This is a genomic window from Streptomyces sparsogenes subsp. cuspidosporus, from assembly GCF_039532705.1.
Lineage (GTDB): Bacteria > Actinomycetota > Actinomycetes > Streptomycetales > Streptomycetaceae > Streptomyces > Streptomyces sparsogenes.
The window spans coordinates 1-4,103 of the sequence record NZ_BAAASD010000105.1 but is presented as its reverse complement, the minus strand read 5'-3'; the positions used below and the strand labels follow the sequence as shown (position 1 = coordinate 4,103).

Sequence of the window (4,103 nt, the reverse complement as noted above, 5' to 3'; positions counted from 1 at the left end):
TCCGACACGCACCACCGCCCCCACCCCCATGCCACGCCCCGTGTCACACGCGGAGCAGACACGCTTGCGACTGCCCCGGATCCCGCTCGGGTGGACCATCCCCCTCATGCGGGACACCGACCCGGCGTACCACGCTCCCGTTCCGTGGGGACTGACCCGCATGAGGCCCTTCCCCGCCGGAGAACCGCTCCCCCACTCCACCACCGTGCTGAACCCGGAGACACAAACCGGCCAGTGGGTCGACGCGAACGGCACGGTCGTACCGATCACGGGGAAGCACAAGAAGCCCTCGACGGCCAAGGAGACGAAGCCGAAGACGAGTCTGGACGGCAATACGGACGAGGGAAGCGACCAGGAGACCGACTGATGGGCAACGCCGGCCGCAACGCGGTCGTGCTCGTCGTCACCAAGGTGGCCGACGCCACTGCCGACCTGGTGATCGAGCAACTGAACGCGCGACGGATCCCGATCGTAAGGCTGGACCCCGGTGACTTCCCCACCTCCGTGGCGGTGAATGCCTACCTGGGCAATCACGGCCTGAGCGGCAGCCTGCGCACCCCTTCCCGTATCGCAGACCTTCGGGGGATAAGGTCGGTCTACTGGCGACGCCCAAGCCCCTACAGCGTCGCCGACGATATGAGGCCGCAGGACGCGCACTGGTGTGCCGACCAGGCCCGATACGGCCTCGGTGGGCTGCTCGGGGCACTGCCCGACGCCCACTACGTGAACCATCCATGGCGCAACCGCGACGCCGAACACAAGCCCGCCCAGCTCGCCGTCGCGGCACGATGTGGGCTGGATGTGCCCCCGACCCTCGTCACGAACGATGCCGAGCGGGCACGGTGGTTCGCGAGAGAGTGCGGGCCCGTGGTGTACAAGCCCGTGCGTAACACCGACTATCACGGCGATGACTCCCGTGCCCTGACGGTGTGGGTGGAGGAGGTGGCCCCCTCGGAGATCGACACCGAGGTCGGGCGGACTGCCCATCTCTTCCAGCAGCGCGTGGACAAAGTCGCCGACATCCGCCTGACGGCTGTGGGCGATCAGTTGTTCGCCGTCCGCATCGACGGCGCGCCGGGGCTGGACTGGCGACGGGACTACGACGCGCTCTCGTACACCCTGATCGAGACGCCACCGGAAGTGGCCAAGGCAGTCCGCGCCTATCTCGATGCCTTCGGGCTGGTCTTCGGAGCCTTCGACTTCGGTCTGGACCGACACGGTCGGTGGTGGATGTATGAATGCAATCCCAACGGCCAGTGGGCCTGGTTTCCCGACCCCATTACAGAGCGGATCACCGCTGCCCTCGCCGACCGACTCCAGTCCCCAGGAAACGCCCATGCCCGCTGACGCCGCCCGACTCCGCCGCGCTCTCGCAGAACAGATCAGCGAGAAAGCCCGCACGACCGACCCCGCCTGGCTGGCGGCGGTCGAAGCCGTCCCCCGGGAAGTGTTCCTGGGGACGGACTTCTACCGGCCCAGTGGTTCCACGTGGGAGCCGGTCAACCGGTCCCGGGTGGGCGAGGACGAGTGGCTGCGCCTGGCCTACTCCGACACCACGTGGGTCACCCAGGTGGATGGCATCGACGCCGGCGATGCCACCGGGCCGCTGGCCGGCCGACCCACTTCCTCCTCCACCCTGCCGTCCCTCGTCGTACGGACACTCGAAGTGGCAGAGATCCAAAACGGACACAAGGTGCTTGAAGTGGGCACTGGAACCGGCTACTCCACCGCGATCCTCTGCCACCGCTTGGGCGACGCGAACGTCACATCGATCGAATACGACCCCCGCCTGGCCGAAACGGCCGCCGATCGCCTCAACTCGATCGGCTACTCCCCCACCCTGGTCACCGGTGACGGGCTGCAGGGGTACAGCGAGGGCGGCGAGTACGACGCCGTGGTGGCCACCTGTGCCGTCCGGCACATCCCCCGCCCCTGGCTGTGGCAGATCCGCGACGGCGGCAGCATCACCACCACCCTCAGTGGCTGGATGCTCGCCTCGGGACTCATCCGCCTCACGGTCGACGACAGTGGTACCGCGACCGGTCGCTTCACCGGGGACACGGTCTCGTACATGCTGGCCCGCCCTCACGAACGACCGCCTCGGCCCGTGTTCCATCGGCTCCCCGGCCGGGCCCGCCCCAGCCGTGTCGATCCCGCGCTTCTTGAGGAGTGGACTGGTCACTTCGTCGCGCAGCTCGCGGCCCCTTCCGCCGAATTCTGGATCTCCGGAGACACCGACGTGGTCCTCGCCGACGTGGCCACCGGTTCTCAGGCGTGGACCGAGACGGACCGTGACGGATGGACCGTTCACCAGCACGGGCCGCTGCGGCTGTGGGACCAGGTCGAGGAGGCCCTGGTGACGTGGCAGAGGGTTGGGGCGCCCGACCAGTCGGCCTTCGGGATGACGGCAACGGACGAGACACAGACCGTCTGGCTGCACGATCCCGACGGCCCGAACTGGTCACTGCCCGCCTGACCCCGTGGGTGCCGTCAGGGGGCGGTCAGCTGGACCTGAGGTCAATGCCGGTCACTTTGTGGTGAGTATTGGACCGACGGGGGCTTCCAAACCTCGAGGTACCGAGGGTGGTGCGTGCCCTCCTACTTCAGCCCCTCGTACGCTTCGCGCAGGTCTGAAGCCTCGGGCAGTTCTCTTGCCTCAACGGCCTTGACGACCTCCAACGCCCGCCAGTGGTTGGAGGGCACGACGCGCCCGCTCAAGATTGCTTTCTGGGCTGCGTCACACGCCTCGTCGAGGCGGTCTTCCGTCAGCAACACCAGCGCCAAGTCAATGTTCGCGGAGGCCACTCTGCGCGGCCACGTGGTGATATCGCCGCTCGGGTTCAACCGCGAAATCACCTCACGGGCATATCCTTCCGCAGCGGAATCACCCAGCCAGGCGAGCGTCGTTGCCGTATACGCGAGGGATTTCGCCGGATCGTACTGGTAGTGGTGCTCCATGGGACGCTCCGGTAATCCGAGAGCGGCAGACATCTGCTGCACTCGATCGATCGCCGAGTACGTCTCCTTCCCATGGCCCAGCCTTGCCTGAGCACGCCCCTCCTGCGCCGTTGCCTGAATCAGAGCGGAGGTCCCAGCAGGCGCAATACTCTGAGCAGTCCTCGAAAGCTCAGCAGCTCGCGCATAATTCCCATCGGTCAGGACCCGCCAGGCTTCGGTTTCGAAGCACCACGCCTCGATCTCCCTGTGCTCTGCTTCCCGTGCGAGTGTCACGGCTGTTTGCAGCCGGGCCGTGGCCGAGTGTTCCTGCTTCAGGTCGATGTGAAGCGTCGCGCCGAGAAGAGAGAGCCAGCCGCCGACGACCAGCAGTCGTCGATGCTCGGCGAGTGTCTTCCGTCCGGCCAACAGGCGGGCCACGTAGGAACAGTGGCGCCTCACGCGCTGCAGGAGCTCCTGCGGGGGCGTCACAGGATAGGCGGTCGCCAAGTCGTCGAAGGCGCGCTCAAGCCTCTTGAGCGTCTGGGGACCTACGTCGCTCGCTTCCACTCTCCGCGCCAGTTCCCAAGCCTCTTGTTCGTCGTCATCGGCAAGGCCACGACTGATGTTCCATGAATTAACGCGCGCAGGAGCAGACGAACCCGACGCAAGAAGTCCGTCCAGCTCGCTGGTTTCGATCTCCAGGAGTTTGGCGATTTTCGGGCGCTGATGCGGTTGTGGAGCTGCCTCACCACGCTCCCACCGATACACCGTGGTCCGGTCCACTCTCATGGCTTCCGCAAAGGATTCCTGCGTGTAGCCGCACGCCCTTCGTCGCTCCGCGAAGCTTCGCCGCTCAGCTGCCATGCCCGCACTCCGTCCGGGTGTTGTCTCCCCTGGTCAGCGTACTCCTTGCAGCCACAACGCAGCGCAGACGCAGGGATTTTGCAGTGGCGCGGACTTGTCCCGCACGATTGAGTGGCCGGGCAACCAAGACCCCCGCGACCGTTGCAGCGGCCCGGGGGCATGGCCGATCTGACTGGAGCAGAACGACAATGCAATTCGTACCACGATCACTCGGACGAGTGAAAAAGGCCCTGTTCGGCCGCCGAACCGCCACCCCCGAACCGCAGCCGACCCCCACTCCCCCTCCGACACGCACCACCGCC

4 protein-coding genes are annotated in these 4,103 nt (G+C 66.6%); 3 read left to right on the top strand and 1 reads right to left on the bottom strand.

What is annotated here, in order from left to right; translation table 11 throughout:
• From tgmA to tgmC, 3 genes are all read left to right on the top strand, one after another.
• A partial coding sequence (tgmA, locus tag ABFY07_RS42420) for a putative ATP-grasp-modified RiPP (protein ID WP_346179575.1) occupies nt 1-367 on the top strand: 367 nt, incomplete at its 5' end.
• Nucleotides 367-1,347, top strand: a complete 981-nt coding sequence (tgmB, locus tag ABFY07_RS42415; protein WP_346179574.1) for an ATP-grasp ribosomal peptide maturase — start codon at nt 367-369, stop codon at nt 1,345-1,347. The genes tgmA and tgmB, both read left to right, overlap by 1 nt.
• Nucleotides 1,337-2,476, top strand: coding sequence for an ATP-grasp peptide maturase system methyltransferase (tgmC, locus tag ABFY07_RS42410; protein ID WP_346179573.1), 1,140 nt, complete (start codon nt 1,337-1,339; stop codon nt 2,474-2,476). The genes tgmB and tgmC overlap by 11 nt, the downstream gene beginning before the upstream one ends.
• A gap of 122 nt (nt 2,477-2,598) precedes the next feature.
• On the opposite strand, the gene ABFY07_RS42405 is transcribed toward tgmC, so the two are convergent.
• Nucleotides 2,599-3,801: a helix-turn-helix transcriptional regulator gene (locus ABFY07_RS42405; protein ID WP_346179572.1), complete on the bottom strand. Its 1,203-nt coding sequence runs from the start codon at nt 3,799-3,801 to the stop codon at nt 2,599-2,601.
• Between the last annotated feature and the right edge of the window lie 302 nt (nt 3,802-4,103).

What these genes read in the sequence shown, in the direction of transcription:
- tgmB (WP_346179574.1), top strand. Translation starts at nt 367, where the DNA reads ATGGGCAACGCCGGCCGCAACGCGGTCGTGCTCGTCGTCACCAAGGTG.
- ABFY07_RS42405 (WP_346179572.1), bottom strand. Translation starts at nt 3,801, where the DNA reads ATGGCAGCTGAGCGGCGAAGCTTCGCGGAGCGACGAAGGGCGTGCGGC.
- tgmC (WP_346179573.1), top strand. Translation starts at nt 1,337, where the DNA reads ATGCCCGCTGACGCCGCCCGACTCCGCCGCGCTCTCGCAGAACAGATC.